The following is a 16,730-nucleotide window of genomic DNA, read 5'->3' as shown; positions in this document are numbered from 1 at the left end:
ATTTATAACCTATGAGAAAATAGCCAAATTATTAGTAATTTTTCGCACTTTTATATTCAGTTGACATACTTACTAAAAACAGGCGATTCTCCTCATATATTGACAGCAGTGAGAGATGGGAGAAACGAGGAATGAGAATCTTGCTCATCGAGGATGACGAGGTTTTAGCCGATATCTTGTCGCGATCGCTCCACAAGCACAATTATGTTGTAGATATCGTCGCGGATGGGCAAGCTGGCTGGGAATATGCCGAAAGTACTAAATATGACCTGCTTCTGATGGATGTAGGACTACCAAAAGTAGACGGTATTACCTTGTGCCAGCGATTGCGCTCCAAAGGCTTTTTCACTCCGATTTTATTAATGACAGCTAAAGATGCCAGTAGCGATCGTATTCGCGGACTGGATGCAGGTGCAGATGATTACCTAATTAAACCTTTTGAGGTTGGCGAACTTCAAGCACGGGTAAGAGCGCTGTTGCGTCGGGGAGATGTTCCTCGTACTCCCGTATTACAAGTAGGCTCACTACGACTAGATCCAAGTATTTGTGAGGCTAAGTACGAAGATCAGGCAGTAGAATTAACACCCAAAGAATACAGCCTATTGGAGCTATTCTTGCGGAATCCAGCGCGAGTTTATAGTCGGGGTGATATTATTGAGCATCTGTGGACATTTGACGATCCTCCTCAAGAAGAAAGTGTAAAGTCGCACATCAAAGGCTTGCGGCAAAAGTTAAAAGCAGCAGGAGCAGTAGACTGGATTGAAAATGTCTATGGTGTAGGATATCGGCTGAAACCACATTCCCAGGAAAAATCTCAAATCTCAACCTCCCCAACCAAAATTCCCAATCCAGATGTTGAACAGCAGTTCAATCAAGCGATGAGTGGAATGTGGAATCAGTATCAAGGACTAATGGCAGAACGGATACAACTACTGCAACAAGCCGCAGGAGAATTGCGCACTGGAAAATTAGGTTCTGATTTACGCCAGTCTGCGGGGCGAGCAGCACACAAACTAGCTGGTGTGTTGGGAATGTTTGGTAAAGAAACTGGTACCCAGACGGCACGAGAAATAGAACAAATTCTAGAGGGTGACGCTAAGTTATCGACAGATCAACAGCGACAATTACTGTCACTGATAGAGAAATTAGACAATTTATTAAATCTGAAAGAACAGGGGAAAGAGGATAGGGGGACACCCAGACAAGGGGACGCGGGGAATAAATTTAATAATTTCTCCGCGTCTTCCACTCCTCCACTCTCTCCCCTTCCTAATGCCCGTTTACTGCTCATCGATCCTGATTTGCAATTAGGATTACAATTGCAACAATTAGTACAGACAGGGGATATTTACTGGAAACAAATTACCAAGTTAGAGGATGCTAAACACTACCTGCAAAATACATCACCCGATTTGGTGATACTCAGTATAGATGAGGCGGGGTGGCGAGAAGAAAGTTTGGCACTACTATTAGACTTAGCTAATCGTACTCCACCTCTGGCAGTACTGATACTTGCTACTGGTGATGGATTGGTAGATCGCGTCACAGTAGCTCGTGCTGGAGCACGGGGATTTCTGGCTAAACCCGTCACAGCTACTCAAATTTGGAATACTGCATTACAGATATTACAGCGCAGCCGTTCTCAAGTAATAAATATACTGGTTGTAGATGACGATCCAGTCATGCTAGGGATACTACGCCCGATGTTAGAACCTTGGGGCATACGGATGGCAGAACTAGAAGATCCACTACGTTTTTGGGAGGTACTCCAAGCTGTCATGCCAGATTTGTTAATTCTAGATGTGGATATGCCTCAGTTGAGCGGGATTGAGCTTTGCCAGGCAGTTCGTACCGATCCCAATTGGCAGGAATTACCAATTTTGTTTCTCACTGCTCATCGGGAGATGGAAACGGTACAACAGGTATTTGCTGCTGGTGCTGATGATTATGTTGTCAAACCTGTAGTAGGTGCAGAATTGCTAGCGCGGATTACTCATCGCCTAGAACGCGCTCACTTATTACAAGCTTTCTTTACCAAAGACTTGATCACGGGAGTTGCAAATCAGCCTCATTCTGATCGAGATTTGCAACAGTTGATTATCCATGCTCAGAAACACAACCAATTGGTTTGCCTGGCAATCTTCAATGTGGTTGACTTACGACAAATAAATATTCGGTACGGTCACGAAGCAGGTAATCAAGTATTACAAAAATGGGGCCGCCTTTTTCAATCCACGTTTCGCGGCGGTGAAGTTGTGGGTTACTGGGGAAGTGGAGAATTTGTGGTAGGCATACCAGGTTTAACAAAGGCTGAAATGAGCGATCGCCTCTCGGATCTTTTAACTACCCTCCGCCAACAAATATTCATAGCTGCTGATGGAACTCGATATCAAGCTGTATGTAACTTTGCTGTAGTTGAGTATCCAACAGATGGCTTAAATGTGGCATCTTTGTACCAGGCTGCCAGTTCTATCCTGAAGATTAAGTAGAAGACAGAAGTCAGAATTTAGGAGTAATAATCAGAACAGAAACAGCAAAAACTTTTCAAGATTTAGGTGTTTGGCAGAAGGCACATCAATTTGTGTTGTCTGTTCATAAATTTAGTAATGAATTTCCCAAAACTAAAGATATATGGGTTAACTTCGCAATTACCAACAGCAGCTATTTCTATAACGGCTGCAAGAAGTTAGCAAATTGCTGACAGCTTAATTGTGCTGCTATTCTGAATTCTGGCTTCTGACTTTTGTATTCCATAACTAAATTTATAAATTCGTAGTATTTATTTACATTTTTTGCTGTAATCTATTTCAGTTTGTAACTATTTGCTTAACTCGAATAAATATTCCTTTAGACTGATTCTTGCAATGGAAAACTTTGGGGATCAGCACAAATGTATTTAGTGAGTTTTCTTTGTCATGATTTTGTAGTTGCTGTTTCATTTGTAGCTTGTATTCTTGGTTTGGCTTTACTTTGGAATAACAAACAACAAAATGATGAAGCTGAAATCACAGAACAAATACTGTTTAGAATGAGCTTTTCATATTGGCTAGTTTACTGTGTTGCTTTTGGTATTGAAAAAATTGCTTTACCACACTGGGAAGCAATACATATGACTTTAAGAATCACCACTGCTTTATCATATTTTTTAACATTTTCTTGTATTGTCAGTTTGCCTCTACATAAATTTGCTGTACGGCATGTTCAGGAGTAGTCAACGCTTAATAGTCACTAGTCAAAAATCAATAGCAAAAGAAATCTAGACTTTTGACTATTAACAACTATTTCATCGCGATCGCAATCGCTTCTTCAAGTTGATTCTGCTGCAAAGTAGTAAGGATAAATACCTCTTGCACTGTTTTGCCCTGACGCGCGATCGCTTTAAAACCTCCCCGAATGGGTACAGACACCCGCAATTGCAAGTTTGGGCAATGACCTTTTACTCGTCCAATCTGTCCTGGGGTTATAGTTTGAATGCCACCCTGTTTACAGAGACGTTCAAGAATGGGGATCAGACCAGGGATGTGGGTTGAGTGATTCCAAACTAATCTGCCATTTTTAGGAGAGCTTGCCTTACGAGTGTCTGGGGTAGGTTTTTTCATATTATTTAGTTTAGTTATGCAGCTTCCAGAGGAGCCATTGTCAGACCGGCTCGACGTAACTGCTGATGGTAGAGTTCAGCTGGTTCTTGAGGCCCAACCCAGACAATGGCTTGACCCTCGTAGTGTACTTGGTTAGTGAGTTCCCAAGCGCGATTGCTAGTCATACCCGGAATATACTTTATCAAGCATTCAGCTACGTGCTGAAAAGTATTAAAGTCATCATTCAAAACAATGACTTTGTAATTTGGATAGGTCTTGCGGGTAACTTGACTAGACCGTTCAGGAGCTACAGTTGGTGCCGTTGCCATCCCGTAAAAAGCTGCTGAAAGTCTGGTAACCATAAATACTTAACCCAAGTTTTTCCAAAACTACACTACAAATTATTAGTTTAGTTCATGGTTAGAGGTTAGTGGTTAGTGGATAGCGGTTATTGGTAAAGAACTTCCTACTAACTACTGTACGGGCGGGTTTTAACAGTAATCTCTCGAAGATGGCGAAGATACATAAATAAACCCGCCCCTACTACCTACTAACTACTATCTAATTACTTCCAATCTTCCCAATTTTGGTTAAAAATCGAGGTATCAGGGAAAGCGGTAGGGTTACCGTTTTTCTCTAGCAAACGCTTTAGGACTTCTAGTTGGGGTTCTGGTCTGGGTAAATTATCTACGAGTTGATAAGGTGCGATATTATTTTTTAGCGCAAAAGCCGCTGTAGTTCCCGCTGCCGCACCAGATGACCACTCAAAGGAATGTACCCGATATGCTGCTGCTGCGATATGACTGGTAGCAATACTTTTACCTCCTACCAACAAATTATCTATTTTTTGCGGAATCATAGCTCTGAGCGCAATTTGGAAGGGGTAAGCTTGTCCTGCCCCACGCCTTTCACCTGCACGCTCTGTATTTCCAGGTGTTTCTGGTGGGCTTTTAGTCATACAAGGATGGAAGTCAATCGCATAGTGACCAATACCCACAGCATCAGGGAAGATAGTAGAACGAGTCCGCCGAGCGACATTTTCTGGTCGCTGTTGTCCAGAAAGGACTGATAAGGCTTCTAAGCCAGATAACGCTGCTTTCAAACGGCGATATTCTCCTGGTGGTAGAGTTTGACGATAATATTCATCGTCGTAGTTGCGGCGAGAAATATCAATTTCCCAAATCGCAAAACCATCGGGAGCGCCCCAACTTGGGCGTCCAATAATACGCCGTCCTTCGCGCATATACGGATACTTCGACAAGCCATGTGCTGTCCCCATTGGCGAATCTAGCCCCGAAAGAAAGCGATTGTTTGGTTGTGGTTTTTTGACACCATCTCCTAATTGGGAATCAGTAGTACCTGCTACTAACCAGTAATAAAAACCCAAAGCATTTTCTTCGCCTCTACGCAAAGTTTCTGTCCGCAGTCCGCCCATCCAACCGCCTGGTTTTAACTGTCCGGTAGCTTGGAGCTGTTGGCGAGTGTAAATTAGATTATCTTTGGAGGTTCCAGGACGGTAGTCATTACCCCAAGTCCAGTTTTGCATGGAAATATCGCCTGGGGTAGGAACTGTAAAAGTTATGCCTCCAAATTTCGTTGTTTCTCCTGTCTGGGGACTCCAGATGCGGCGATAGGTAAAAACTAAAGGAAAGTTTGCCAAACGGGACAATTCATAACTGTAATAAGGTGCATAATTTGGATAAAAAGGAGGCATTTTTTGGGGTTGCGGTTGTTGGGTTGCCTCCATCGCAAAGGTATAAGTAAAGCCTTGAGTACAGTAGGGATCGTTGTTGGCACTAGAGGCTGAAGGCTCTAAGTAAGAACGAGCATCAATACCCAGGCGATAGGGAACATCTGCCAAGGCAATAATTTCCCCAGTTTCACTAGCGTCTATAACATACCAGTTAGGAGCATTACCTTTTTGTGCTTGTTTGGGAACCAAGCGGATAATGTTTTTGGTAAAGCGAGAAGAGTTTTGATAGCGATAGGCGTCTTCGATGCTTTGGGATAAAGTAAAAGTGTTTAGGGGTGGGGCATTGGGTGCTGGCTTGTGTTGGATCGCGATCGCGCTATTTATAATTTTGCGATCGGGACTAATATTCAACTCCTTAACGACTGTGTTCGGAAGCCATTGCAACTTGCCTCTACCTTGTTTTTCGGCATCTCTGAGCATAGATCTCAAAATTTCATGCCCGTCACGGGGTAGATAGCAAGAATCGCTTACCCAGCAATCACCAGGATTGAGCTTCCCGTACTTACGCTCAATCCGCTTTCGCAACTCTAAGTAACCACGAGAGTAATATAGCTTGGCACGTTGAGTTGGTCGTTCATCAAGTGCAGAAGTTCCTTGAGAAGAAATTTGTCCTCCCAGCCAATCAGTAATTTCTGTGAGGCAAACCGTTCTACCTGCCAGCAAGCCTTCATATGCTGTGGCGGCACCAGAAAGTCCTCCACCCACAACGAGAATGTCACAGTTTACCGTTTTATCGGGTGTTCTCGGTGATGCAGCGACTACAGAGTGAGGTGCAATAAAACTAGAGATGAGAGTGAAACTAATTAAGGATGATAGACGAAAACTAACTAAGTATTGGCCCTTCATATAGATATGATTCCGTTCAACTCCTAGATCAGAACTTAGGGTTGTGATTTCAGCCATCTGTCTTGAAAATAAGGCAGAGGTCAGAGAGAACTCAGAGCGCCCTCCGGGTTCACAGTTCCCTGGGCGTGGGAAACCCGCCTTCAGGACTGATTCACCGTCGCACGGCGTTAGCGCAAGCTCCTCCACAAGGAGGCTCTGAAGTTCGGTGGGGCAGTAGGCAGAAGGAAGACCGTTTTCATTCCTTCGTTGTGTGATTTATCACATGACTACCTTACGCCCTTGTATAGATGGCAGAAAAAGCAACCATACGGGTTTATATACGTAAAAAGCTAATATTTTTGCTTTTGTTAGGTACTTTATCAGTTCTTTGAGACGCTAACACCCCTAAAATGTTCTTTTCACGTTAATTCACATTATTTAAAAGTGTAAATAAAGCTTACAGTCCAAGAACCATCCGAATACCTTCTTCAACTAGCAACATCACGCGATCGCTGACTCGACTAACCCGTTCCGTCAAAAACGACTTTTGAGATACTTTTCCATCCTCCAAAAATAGGACTAGTGGTTCATCGCATGAATTATAAGTGTTTAGTCCTTGATTTTGCAGCACTAAAGTGCTGATTACAAACCTGAGATGTTAGCACTCCATTTAATCCATAACATGGTAATAGTGAAGTTCTCTCAAGTACTATGACTAATCTCCAAGATTATGATCCCAGTGGCATCGGTCAACTCAATGATAATCTCTTTGGTTTACCGTTTGATTACGAGTCTGCAAACTTAATTGTTTTTGGTGTACCTTGGGAAGTCACCGTTTCTTATGGCGCAGGTACTGCCAAAGGGGCGCAGCGGGTTCTGGATGCTTCACCTCAACTAGATTTGTTCGATTTTGATCATCCTGATGGATGGAAACAGGGAATTTTTATGGTGGAAATTCCCCAAGACTTTCTAGAGAAGAATAAGTATTATCGTGCCTTAGCGGCAAAAATCATCGAGCGACTTGAGCAAGGAAATCCGCTAACAGACACACCAGATTTAACACCTGTCCTTACAGAAATTAATCAAGCTTGTCAACTAGTGAGTCAATGGTTATTTGAACAGTGTCAGCAAGCAATGAACAACGGTAAGCGAGTTGCTGTCATTGGTGGCGATCACAGTTCACCGTTAGGTTATTTCCAGGCATTAGCAACTAAATACACAAACTACGGCATTTTACACATCGATGCGCACGCAGATTTACGCGATGCCTATGAGGGATTTGAATTTTCTCATGCATCCATTATGTTTAATGCCATGAAAATACCCCAGATTTCTAAGTTAGTGCAGGTGGGTTTGCGTGATATTTCTCATGATGAAGTGCAAATGATTGGCGAATCAAATAGTCGAATTGTTGCTTATTACGATCCTATTCTTAAACAAAAGCTTTACTCTGGAATAACTTGGATTGAGTTATGTCGAGAAATTATCGACCATTTGCCAGAGTATGTTTACATTAGCTTTGATGTAGATGGACTAGATCCAAAACTATGTCCAAATACAGGTACTCCTGTTCCTGGTGGACTGGAATTAGAGCAAGCTTTTTGTTTGTTTCGTGAATTAGTAAATAGTGGTAAAAAAATAATTGGCTTTGATGTTTGCGAAGTCGGTGACGCTGAGTGGGATGGCAATGTTGGTGCGCGAATTGTTTATAAATTGGCAAATTTGATGGATTTATCGCAGCAATAATATAAGACTTAGGATAGCGCTTCTAGATGCGATCGCCAAGCATCGTCCGTCAAGAAATGAATTTCTTGGCTGAAAGCTAAAGTCTGATAAATCAGACTAGGTAAAGTTTTCAGTCAGTTAAAACTGACTTGAACTCTAAGCCTGGTAAACGCCCTCCGGGCGACAACCTAACACTACGTCATAGTATGCCCAAAGCGATATAAAAACGCAAGCAAAATTTAGCAAACTGAGCGCCGTCGGAGTTATTTGCTTATAATAAATAATCTTGGATTCCAAAAATCAGCAGTACATAATGCAGCTTTCGCTTTTCACCGAACCAATACACCCAGCTATTGCACCGACAAATCTAACAAGCTCCCGTCATCCTGTTCATAGATGGGCAAATTTCATAGCAGGATACTCACCCGAATTTGTATCTTTATGTATCCAAGAAGCTAACTTATCTCCAGGAGATACTGTGCTAGATCCATTTGGCGGTTTAGGAACCACCCCAGTTCAAAGTCTGCTTGATAGTTTTAGCACTATTTCTTGCGAAGCCAATCCTTACTTTGCCGATCTTGCAACAGCAAAATGTCAAGCTGTACTGGGTACTGTCAATCCTGATGAAGTTTTCTCCATATTACATCAACTAGTTCCATATGAAGGAGAATTGACAGATATCTACTCAGTTGATGCATTAACTTTTCTGAAGAAAATTATTCCCGAAACAGAGCTTAGGGTTCTTGTGAGTGCAAAAATCAGAGAATCAGAAATTACTACAAATAACAAGCTTTTTTACAGATTGGTAGTCTCTACTATTCTTGAATTAACCAGTAAATCCCAAACTGACGGCATTTATAAAGCACCTACAACGAAAAAGAAATCATATTCCTTTTGTGATGCTCTATTGCGAATTGAGGCACAAGTGATAGAAGATTTTTATTCATTACCTAAAAAACAAAATCTTCATTGTGATTTTATCAAAGATTCAGCTCATGTTTTATCATCACAGCCTGCTTCAATAGCATCTCTTTGTATCACTTCTCCACCCTATCTTAATAATTTTGATTATGCAGAGATGAGTCGAATGGAATTGTACTTTTGGGAATATGCAACCTCATGGAGAGAGGTTACTGATAAGGTGCGAAGTGTTCTGATTCCAAACACAACAACTATTCCAACAAGCATTAAGAAAAATCACGAATTTTATGCAAAACAGTTAAGTTTTGATTTTTTAAAATATGTTAATCCACTCGTTGATGAACTAAAAATACGTAGAACACAAAGAGCAGGTAAAAAGGATTATTATTCTCTTGTTTTTCCCTATTTTGCTGAAGTTAAGAAAATTTTTGCTGAATGCTTTAGACTTCTAAAATCAAATACTGATATTCATGTAATTATTGGTGATGCTTATCTATATGGAGTACACATCCCCACAGGAAAATTGACTCTATTACTACTTCAAGAAATAGGTTTTGAAAAAACTCAAATTAAGCTTTTAAGAACTAGGGGAAATCGTTGGATATTGTCGAAGCGTGAGGGGGCAGGTACACCAATTGGAGAGTATTGGATTTATGGAAGAAGACCTTGAACTTTCTGAGAATAGTGAACTTGCAGTCACAGAATCTACTACTCTCTATAAAGTAGCGTTTAACGCGATGGAATCATATATTGAAATTTATCTTGCTCTTAGTAAAAGTTCTGATGGCTTTTCAAATATTCAAAATCTTAATTTAGATTCTCGTGAAAGTCGTTTAGTTGTCATTCACGGTCTTTCGTTAGACTTAGATCCAGACACATCAACTTCAGAAGAAATTAAACATGAAGTTGAGCGTATGTTAGCAGTGACTCTTGATACAGAGTCAGCAATCACAGCAGGAGTTTATGAACGAATGCGTGTTTTTGCAAATTCTTTAGTTGATTCTTTGTTTGAAGATACTGATCAACTTAGAGCATTATCAGCAGATTATATATCTTCTAAACCAGAATTGTTGCCATTTTTTCAACAATTAGCAGGAATTAGAAGTAAATCAGAACTAAAGCGGGAAGTAGGTACTGCATCGGATAAGAATATTTCTAAAGTTGTCGCACAGAAAATAATAGAGCGGATTAATCACAACTTGAGAAACCGCTTATTTTCAAAAGAGAGGCTCTTGCAGGCTATTGAACCTACTTTAGAAGGAATAGTTCGCGACCTTGTAGGGAAAGTTTTATTAGAGAATATAGTTGCTGATGCACTATCTGATTTGCAAGTACCCTTTATGCGTGAATCAGAGTATGAAAGTCTTAAAGGAGTAGTGTATGATTTTCGTGCTGATTTTGTGATCCCAAATGCTCAAAATCCAGTAGCGTTCATTGAGGTACGAAAAAGTTCTACACGCCACGCTTCGTTATATGCTAAAGACAAGATGTTTTCTGCAATTAATTGGAAAGGAAAAAATCAAATGCTTATGGGAATTCTGGTCGTGGATGGCCCTTGGACAAGAGAAACTCTTCGTGTCATGGCAAATATCTTTGATTATGTCACACCATTAACCCGCGTTTCTCAAGTTGCAGAAGTTGTCAAAGCATATCTAAATGGCAATAAAACAAAGCTAAAGTGGTTAATTAACTTCAGTATTGAAGAAGCAAACTAAAGCAGCATTACTTAACACACTCTTGTTGAATAAACAGTTAGGCAGAAAACACAATAAAGCGGCTCGATCGATGTTTGCTGTAAAACAGCAAGAGTAACTAAGATGATTCCAAGCGAGGAAAAAGAAAGAGTTGATCGCCATAAGGCTTTGGTTCGAGAATTCATTGACGCAATCAACGCACAAAACTGGAATAAGCTTGATGAACTGGTTGCCATCGATTTCGTGCGACTTAGCGATGCTACTGGCAAACCTGGAATTTGCAATCGAGATCAACTAAAAGAGTTTCTTCGCCGTGAGGTGGAAACATTTCCTGATGGATTTGAAAGTATCGAAGATATCCTTGCTGAAGGAGATAAAGTAGCAATAAGGCAACGATTTGAGGGAACACAACTAGGTTGGATGGCATCTTCACCGAGCGGGAAAAAACTGAAAGCAGAATACATTGCCATCTACTGCGTGCAGAATAATCAAATTGTGGAAGCGTGGGTAGAATGGGACAATCTGAACGGACTAAAGCAACTTGGTCACTTATAAACTATATAATTTGCATTCAAAATAAATCTGCACTGTGTAGGGACAGTGCAGATTTAGGAATTTAGGCAAGTATTAGAAACCGAGACTCAATCTCAACCCAGTATCATCACATGCCTAACGGCGAACTTGGTTAGAGATATCTTTGCCTGCATTTGCTGTACCTTCTCCTACGTCACGGGCAGTTTCTTTAGCGCCCTCTGCGTAGCCTGAACCAAATTCTTTAAAAGCTTCTCCTGATTGCTGCCCAATTCTTTGAAGTCTTTCCCCAGGATTGCCTTCTGTTTCGCGAGCTTCCCGATTCCATTGTCCTACTGTTTTCGGTCTTTGAGCATCATTCTGCTGTACCTTTTCGCGAACTTTCTCAGTCAAGTTTTGGTTATCATTACCAAAAGCAACATTGGTTGTTAGCAGCAGACAGCCAACTAGAACAATGGACAAAAAACGCTTTACTTGAAGTCCCTGAAATAAGGAATTAATGCTAGCGATCGCCTTAGAAAATAAACTTGTCATGCCAATACTCCATTAGTTAATTCTTGTCTTTTCCCAGTTTTGAGGTATCTTTGGCTTACTCCAAATAACGAATGGAGTTATAGGTTAGCGATAAGATATAGTAAGATTTCAACCTATTCTCAAGCCAATTGACTCTTTTGAACACAAATATAAGATTAACTGCAAACAAAGTAATTATCCCTCTAACAAAAGTCATAGCTTGGTTAGGGAAAATAAAGGCATCTTTGGACAGTTGGTTAGAGCTTCAGCTCTGTCTTAGAGAATATCTAGCATCAGTGAGCTAAGTTATTTTTGATCAAGGAGCACTCTCACGCTTACTTTTAAACTGTGGTGACGAAATTAAGCTTGTGTTCTTGTTGAGGTAGCGTGGGCGATCGCCTCATACTAATTTTGGATTTTAGATTGTTAATCTTTAAGTTCCTGAGTGTTTCACTTAGATAAAACAACATTAATTGATCATACATTTGGCATTAATCTATCTTCCTCTGTTGACGTTCGGAAACAAGCCTCAATTCTTCTTGGTGCTGCCTAGCCCAATTTGCCAAAGCTGCTATGGGTTCAATCAGCTTTTCACCAAAGGGAGTGAGATTATATTCCACTTTTGGCGGCACAACTGGATACACAGTTCTTTGAATGATACCTGCGGCTTCCAATCTTCTCAGGGTTTGTGTCAGCATTTTCTTGGAAACTCCAGGAATTTGACGTTGAAAATCACTATATCGACTCGTACCAGAAGACAAAATATACAACACTGGTGGTGTCCATTTATCTCCTACCAAATCGAGCATTTGCCGCATCGGGCAATCTGGGGTGAGAAGAAGTTTTCGGTCATTTTTGGGAACCATGAGGTAACTATATCACCAGAAGGTGCCTACTTGTGGAAAAGAGTCTAAATCAGTCACACTGCTTTATTGGTTGATAGAGTGTGAATAAGATGACAACGTTAGAGAATAAAGTTGCTCTAGTTACAGGTGGTACTTCTGGGATTGGGCGCACTACAGCGATCGCCTTTGCTTGTGCTGGTGCTAAGGTTGTTGTTGTCGGACGACGTGAACAAGAAGGTAATGAGACTGTTCGTCTGATTCGTGAGGCAGGAAGCGATGGCTTGTTTGTTCAAGCAGATGTAGCCAAAGAAGCAGATGTAGAAGCAACTGTTGCGGCAGCTGTAAATAAGTTTGGCAGTCTTGACATCGCATTTAATAATGCAGGTATGCTTGGTCAAAATGCCTCCTTAGCAGAGCAAACAGAGCAAGCTTACGACCGCATCTTTGCAGTTAATGTGAAGGGGGTTTTTCTATGTATGAAGTACGAAATTTCCCAGATGTTGGCTCAAGATAATGGTGGAACGATTGTTAATACATCGTCTATCAATGGTTTCCGTCCCCTAGCACCTGGCTTTTCTATCTATAACGCTTCCAAGACAGCTGTGATTATGCTGACAAAAACAGCAGCACTGGAATACGCATCACAAAAAATCCGGATTAATGCGATCGCACCAGGGCCGATTGAAACTGATATGCTGAATCAAGCAACTGGTGGTAATTCCAAAGCTTTCGAGAATTTTGTTCCTGCTGGGCGTTTGGGCAAGCCTGATGACATAGCCAATGCTGTTGTTTGGCTGTGTTCTGATAGTGCCGATTATGTGAACGGACACACCCTTGCTGTTGATGGAGGAGTGCTGGCAGCTTAACAAAGCTATCTTGATACAGGAATTTTTGTTATACCGTTTCATAAAACTCGGATACAAATACAAACAGCATGAGCTAGCTTTTGTGCGCCCCTATGGAGAAGCGATCGCCTATTTGACAGCAGTTCGGGAATTTATTAGCAAAGACTGGTGAGTGGACTTATGCTGTTAGCCCAGAACTGAAGTTCTGGGGGACATTTTGCTTACAACTCCTTACGTTCTGCTAAATGAGCTTTGATATCTTTCATATTGCGCCAAACTGGATGCAACTGTTGCTGGGCAAACATCTGCAATTGATCACCGTTGTGAGGTGAATTCGGCTGACTAGCATTACCGTAGCTAGTAAGTGCCATTGCTCGTACAGGATTAGAAAATTCAATTGCAGCAATATAAGAATCGCCTGCAAAAGATTGGAAGCGCCCATCAGAATTTGGAACGAAGTTGAGTACACGAAAGATGCCTAATTTTCCTTCTCCTCCGTTGGCTGGTAAATCTACATTTCCATACTTAACCCGAAAAACTTCTCCCCAAGGTACATCTAGCTTGCCGTAAGCTTTCTCAACCTTGGCTGCTGCTGCTTGGAGTGTTGCTACTGCACTTGCAGGATTTGCCAAACCTTTGGGAGTAGTGCGTGGAGAGTTTTCATTCCAAGGTTGGCTAAACGCCTGATCTAGATCCATTTCCTCTACCCAAGTAGCAAAAAGAACTGCACCCTTACTATCTGCATTGGCTTGCCTATCCCAAGTTGTCAGTACCTTCGCGGCTCGTTTTGCTAACTCACTTCCCTGCTTTTGTGCTGCGGGAATTAAATCATCTAGGATGCGATCGGCAAGTTCCATGCGAGTTGAATGTTTGTATGCAACCATTTCGTCGAAAGTTATTTTGGGATCTTCCGCCAACATCCTCGCCGATCGCTGCGCCCGAAAATACATATGACGTGGTGCCATGTAGGGCGGAAAATTATCTGCTTTAATAGCAGGTGGAAATGTTGTTGTCCAAGGTGGATCGTTGGCATTTTGCAACCAACCACTTTTTGGGTTGAGTACGCGGGGTAAATCTTGGTAAGGGTGAATCTTTGTCCATAAAGTTTTAGAGGTGTCGCCCGGAATTATACCTTGCCAATATTCAAAATCACCTTCTTGACGCACTGGTACTTGACCATTGAATAGATGCATGATGTTTCCGGTTCTATCTGCGTACATCACTGTAAACATTGGCAGTTGCAAACGCTGGAGCGCAGTTTCAAACTGAGACAGGTTTTTTGCTCGTGCCATGTCCCACCATTGCTCTAGTACGCCTGGACGATCCAGCCCGACAACTCTTAGCGCTAAAACTTTACCATCTTTCTCGCTAACAACAGGGCCGTGAATAGAACTTTTCACTACTAGTGGTTGTTTGCGCAAAGTGCCGTCTTTTTGCTTAATTTTTAAGGAAAGGGTTTTTGTTTGAAAGGGGCGAACTTGTCCATCAAAGCGATAACCTTGATCAGCCAACTTGAGTTCATAAGCATCCCAGCCATCATGAGTATTGACTGTATGTGTCCAACCCAAATTATCATTAAAGGCGATCGCTAAAACTGGAATTCCTACAAGTGTTGCTCCATAAGCATCAATTCCTGGTGCGTTAATTTGTGCTTCGTACCATAGAAATAAATCTGCCCAAGGCAGGTGTGGATTTGCTAGCAACATCGCCTTGCCACTTGCAGACTTTTTCGGTGCGATCGCCCAACCGTTAGATCCCGGTTTTTGCTCTGCGTCAGTAATACCTGCTATCTGCTCTGGGCTGACTACAAAAGTAAAATAAAGTACTCTTTGCAGGTGCGCCAGTACATCTTCCGACTTCACTGGTAGCACTACCTTTACTTCATTATCAATTAAGTCAGGATGTTCTTTAGCATAAGCATTGACACCAGCAGCAAACGCATCTAAATAACGACGAAATGCAGGAGTTTGTGCTTTATACCAAGAGCGCGATCGCTCTGGAACTCCCATCGTCAGAACCCATTGATCCGATTCTAAATATTTCTCTCCCCAGTATTCGGCAGCCCTTCCCCGTGCTTGCCCATACAGTCGCAAAAGCAAGTTCCCGTGACTTTGCATCTGTGCCCAGCCAAAGGCTTTAAAAGCGCTGGGAGCATCCTTGGCATAAATATGAGGAACACCATAAGTATCCCAAAGTATTTCTGTGGTTCGTTGCGATAAAGTTAGGCTTGGACTTGCCCAAGCTAAGGCAAGTACAACACTAAGCATAAAGGATAAGACGCGGAAATATGTTTTAGGAAAAACTTTACTGGTATAACGCCTATGCCAAGAAGGGAAAATGCCTTTAATAAAATTTAACTGCGAAATCACAAACATAACAATTATTGTAAATTGCAAAGAAAACTCAAATAGTAGACAAAGTGTGCTTCTGCACTCATGTCTTCAAAAACCAATACTAAGGTAGTGAAAGCACCTGCGATCGCAGTCACACTACACTTAATAAATGATATTTATTTGCAATAAACAATAAAATAAAATCAAGATGCTGTCAACTGCTTCAATCTTCTGATCACCAATTCACAATCGTGGTACTTGTGTGAGGCGATCGCTTTCCCTATCTGTATATCCAAGCCCCTTAGCGTTTTTATCGGGTAAGGAATTCAAAGACTTTTCTGTGAGTTAATTTGACAATTTTTGAATAATATAGAAGACATAACCGTAATATTCAGAATATTTCCGATAAAGGTCAATTTCTAATTGAGTCATATTAATAACTTCAAGAGCCTCTGCATCATCTTGGTAATATTTTTTTAATAGCTGCACTCTCTCTTCAAGGGGATTATAGTAATAATTCCACCAAGCTGACTCCGGTAGTACAAACCAATCAATAATTTTGTATCCACTAGTTTTTTGAAAAATCTTCAAATTACCTTCAACATCCTGCATTGCGGGATAATTCGCATTCCAAAACTCCTCTAGTTCGCTGGGTGGATGAGGTTTGAGCCATGTAATTTCCGTAGCCGCCAAGTAACCTCCCTGTTTAAGTAAAGACTTCCACTGCTCTAGTCCATTTTCAAAACCGATAATGTATATTGCACCTTCAGACCAAATAATATCAAAACTTGCCTGAGGAAAATCGAGGGTAAACATATCAGCATTTACTACTTCGATTTTGTCTGAAAATCCTTTTTGCAGCACTTTCTGTTTAAGTTCATCGACATACAAAGGATGATTGTCGATCGCAATAATTTTTCCATTGATCAAATTGGCTAAATCTAAAGTTTGAAAGCCCGCTCCACAACCAATATCCAGTATCTTTATATTTAATGGCAAATCAACCAATTTTAGAAAAGCTTTTTTTGTGGATTCAGAATCACCAGGCCCTTGCCTGGGTATACCCTGATGAATTTCAAAAAAGACTTTCAGAGTTTTTTCATTCACCTTTTATAATCCTTATTTTTATTCATTTTATGATTAACAGTCAGAAGACACTAAGTTACC

At 41.2% G+C, this 16,730-nt stretch carries 18 protein-coding genes; 10 read left to right on the top strand and 8 right to left on the bottom strand.

What is annotated here, in order from left to right; translation table 11 throughout:
• Nucleotides 1–131: 131 nt before the first annotated feature.
• The 3 genes from U2718_RS04520 (at nt 132) to U2718_RS04510 (ending at nt 3,211) form a co-directional block, all read left to right on the top strand.
• A complete protein-coding gene (locus tag U2718_RS04520) occupies nt 132–2,489 on the top strand; it encodes a response regulator (RefSeq protein WP_341995465.1) in 2,358 nt (785 codons plus the stop codon).
• 92 nt (nt 2,490–2,581) lie between these two features.
• Nucleotides 2,582–2,701, top strand: coding sequence for a hypothetical protein (locus tag U2718_RS04515; RefSeq protein WP_341995464.1), 120 nt, complete (start codon nt 2,582–2,584; stop codon nt 2,699–2,701).
• 189 nt (nt 2,702–2,890) lie between these two features.
• The gene (locus U2718_RS04510) at nt 2,891–3,211 is read left to right on the top strand and encodes a hypothetical protein (RefSeq protein WP_341995462.1); all 321 of its coding nucleotides are present in this window, start codon (nt 2,891–2,893) and stop codon (nt 3,209–3,211) included.
• 67 nt (nt 3,212–3,278) lie between these two features.
• On the opposite strand, the gene U2718_RS04505 is transcribed toward U2718_RS04510, so the two are convergent.
• From U2718_RS04505 to U2718_RS04495, 3 genes are all read right to left on the bottom strand, one after another.
• Complete coding sequence (locus U2718_RS04505; protein WP_341995461.1) at nt 3,279–3,599, bottom strand: DUF2103 domain-containing protein; 321 nt, start codon at nt 3,597–3,599, stop codon at nt 3,279–3,281.
• A gap of 14 nt (nt 3,600–3,613) precedes the next feature.
• Entirely contained in the window at nt 3,614–3,940 is a 327-nt protein-coding gene (gene clpS, locus U2718_RS04500; protein WP_341995460.1) for an ATP-dependent Clp protease adapter ClpS, read from the bottom strand.
• 203 nt (nt 3,941–4,143) lie between these two features.
• Entirely contained in the window at nt 4,144–6,177 is a 2,034-nt protein-coding gene (locus U2718_RS04495) for an FAD-dependent oxidoreductase (protein ID WP_341995458.1), read from the bottom strand.
• Between the two features lie 125 nt (nt 6,178–6,302).
• Here U2718_RS04495 and U2718_RS04490 point away from each other — a divergent pair, with 125 nt between their 5' ends.
• The gene (locus tag U2718_RS04490) at nt 6,303–6,431 is read left to right on the top strand and encodes a hypothetical protein (protein WP_411813225.1); all 129 of its coding nucleotides are present in this window, start codon (nt 6,303–6,305) and stop codon (nt 6,429–6,431) included.
• 182 nt (nt 6,432–6,613) lie between these two features.
• On the opposite strand, the gene U2718_RS04485 is transcribed toward U2718_RS04490, so the two are convergent.
• Nucleotides 6,614–6,787, bottom strand: coding sequence for a hypothetical protein (locus tag U2718_RS04485; RefSeq protein WP_341995455.1), 174 nt, complete (start codon nt 6,785–6,787; stop codon nt 6,614–6,616).
• An 80-nt stretch (nt 6,788–6,867) separates the two neighbouring features.
• Between U2718_RS04485 and speB the strand changes: the two genes are divergently transcribed.
• The 4 genes from speB (at nt 6,868) to U2718_RS04465 (ending at nt 11,051) form a co-directional block, all read left to right on the top strand.
• Nucleotides 6,868–7,902, top strand: a complete 1,035-nt coding sequence (speB, locus tag U2718_RS04480; protein WP_341995454.1) for an agmatinase SpeB — start codon at nt 6,868–6,870, stop codon at nt 7,900–7,902.
• Nucleotides 7,903–8,194: 292 nt separating this feature from the next.
• Nucleotides 8,195–9,472 carry a hypothetical protein gene (locus U2718_RS04475; RefSeq protein WP_341995452.1) on the top strand — a complete coding sequence of 426 codons (1,278 nt, stop codon included), beginning with the start codon at nt 8,195–8,197 and terminating at the stop codon, nt 9,470–9,472.
• Complete coding sequence (locus U2718_RS04470) at nt 9,456–10,517, top strand: hypothetical protein (protein ID WP_341995451.1); 1,062 nt, start codon at nt 9,456–9,458, stop codon at nt 10,515–10,517. Before U2718_RS04475 ends, U2718_RS04470 begins: the two co-directional genes overlap by 17 nt.
• A 102-nt stretch (nt 10,518–10,619) precedes the next feature.
• Complete coding sequence (locus U2718_RS04465; RefSeq protein ID WP_341995449.1) at nt 10,620–11,051, top strand: ester cyclase; 432 nt, start codon at nt 10,620–10,622, stop codon at nt 11,049–11,051.
• 114 nt (nt 11,052–11,165) lie between these two features.
• On the opposite strand, the gene U2718_RS04460 is transcribed toward U2718_RS04465, so the two are convergent.
• Together U2718_RS04460 and U2718_RS04455 are read right to left on the bottom strand one after the other, a co-directional pair.
• Nucleotides 11,166–11,561: a hypothetical protein gene (locus U2718_RS04460; protein WP_341995448.1), complete on the bottom strand. Its 396-nt coding sequence runs from the start codon at nt 11,559–11,561 to the stop codon at nt 11,166–11,168.
• A gap of 470 nt (nt 11,562–12,031) precedes the next feature.
• Complete coding sequence (locus U2718_RS04455) at nt 12,032–12,406, bottom strand: helix-turn-helix domain-containing protein (RefSeq protein WP_341995446.1); 375 nt, start codon at nt 12,404–12,406, stop codon at nt 12,032–12,034.
• Between the two features lie 89 nt (nt 12,407–12,495).
• On the opposite strand from U2718_RS04455, the gene U2718_RS04450 reads away from it, so the two are divergent.
• Together U2718_RS04450 and U2718_RS04445 are read left to right on the top strand one after the other, a co-directional pair.
• Nucleotides 12,496–13,251: a glucose 1-dehydrogenase gene (locus tag U2718_RS04450; RefSeq protein WP_341995443.1), complete on the top strand. Its 756-nt coding sequence runs from the start codon at nt 12,496–12,498 to the stop codon at nt 13,249–13,251.
• A 10-nt stretch (nt 13,252–13,261) separates the two neighbouring features.
• Nucleotides 13,262–13,402 (top strand): hypothetical protein, encoded by a 141-nt coding sequence (locus U2718_RS04445; protein ID WP_341995439.1) that lies wholly within the window; start codon nt 13,262–13,264, stop codon nt 13,400–13,402.
• Between the two features lie 49 nt (nt 13,403–13,451).
• Here U2718_RS04445 and U2718_RS04440 read toward each other — a convergent pair whose 3' ends face one another.
• A complete protein-coding gene (locus U2718_RS04440) occupies nt 13,452–15,605 on the bottom strand; it encodes an acylase (RefSeq protein WP_341995437.1) in 2,154 nt (717 codons plus the stop codon).
• A gap of 303 nt (nt 15,606–15,908) precedes the next feature.
• The gene (locus U2718_RS04435) at nt 15,909–16,670 is read right to left on the bottom strand and encodes a class I SAM-dependent methyltransferase (protein WP_341995435.1); all 762 of its coding nucleotides are present in this window, start codon (nt 16,668–16,670) and stop codon (nt 15,909–15,911) included.
• Nucleotides 16,671–16,730 lie beyond the last annotated feature (60 nt).

Origin of the sequence: Chlorogloeopsis sp. ULAP02 (assembly GCF_038404745.2) — a bacterium.
Lineage (GTDB): Bacteria > Cyanobacteriota > Cyanobacteriia > Cyanobacteriales > Nostocaceae > Chlorogloeopsis.
Note: the sequence above shows the minus strand (reverse complement) of the source record. Positions and strands in the feature narration are given on the sequence as shown.